General features: G+C 62.2%; 1 pseudogene. It reads right to left on the reverse strand.

From position 1 onward, the window contains the following. Positions 1-1,224: pseudogene (locus J0I79_RS33970) on the reverse strand (DNA-directed RNA polymerase subunit beta); the annotation flags it as partial.

Below are 1,224 nucleotides of genomic sequence, written 5' to 3' on the forward strand. Positions count from 1 at the left end.
GACCGAGCGCACGCGGCGGTTGCCGAGATTGTCGATGTCGTCGATCTCGCCCTTGCCGTCGCGCAGCTCGACCAGCGTCTTGACCACGGCCAGGATGTCGTCCTTGCGCAGCACGCGCACGGTGTCCTCGGCCTTGAGCTCGAGGCGCATGTTCATCTTCACGCGGCCGACGGCCGACAGGTCGTAGCGCTCGCTGTCGAAGAACAGCGAGTTGAACATGGCTTCGGCGGTCTCGAGCGTCGGCGGCTCGCCCGGACGCATGACGCGGTAGATGTCGAACAGCGCGTCCTGGCGGCTCTCGTTTTTGTCGACGGCGAGCGTGTTTCTGATGTAGGCGCCGACATTGACATGGTCGATGTCGAGGATGTTGATCTCCTGCTCGCCGGTACCGAGCAGCACCTTGAGGGTCTTTTCGTCGATTTCGTCGCCGGCTTCGAGGAAAATCTCGCCGGTGGCGTAGTTGACGATGTCCTCGGCGAGATAGTTGCCGAGCAGGTCCTCGTCGGTAGCCTTGATCGCCTTGAGGCCCTTTTCACCGAGCTGACGCGCCTGGCGGGCGGTGATCTTCTTGCCCGCCTCGACGACGATCTCGCCGGTATCGGCGTCAACCAGGTCGCCGACGGCCTTGAGGCCGCGGAAACGCTCGACGTTGAACGGGATGCGCCAGTGGTCGCCGGCGCGCTTGTAGGTGATCTGGTTGTAGAAGGTCGACAGGATCTCTTCGCCGTCCATGCCGAGCGCCATCAGCAGCGACGTCACCGGAATCTTGCGGCGGCGGTCGATGCGGGCGTGCACGACGTCCTTGGAATCGAACTCGATGTCGAGCCACGAGCCGCGATAAGGGATGACGCGCGCGGCAAACAGAAGCTTGCCCGACGAGTGCGACTTGCCCTTGTCGTGGTCGAAGAAGACGCCCGGCGAACGGTGCATCTGGGAGACGATGACGCGCTCGGTGCCGTTGACGATGAAGGTGCCGTTCAAGGTCATGAGCGGCATGTCGCCCATATAGACGTCCTGCTCCTTGATGTCCTTGATCGACTTCGCGCCGGTATCCTCGTCGATATCGAACACGATGAGGCGCAGCGTCACCTTCAGCGGCGCGGCATAGGTCAGGTCGCGCTGACGGCATTCGTCGACGTCGAATTTCGGTCCTTCGAACTCGTACTTCACGAACTCCAGCATCGAGGAGCCGGAAAAATCGGAGATCGGGAAGACCGACTTGAA

Origin of the sequence: Mesorhizobium sp. (genome assembly GCF_017306585.1) — a bacterium.
Taxonomy (GTDB): domain Bacteria; phylum Pseudomonadota; class Alphaproteobacteria; order Rhizobiales; family Rhizobiaceae; genus Mesorhizobium.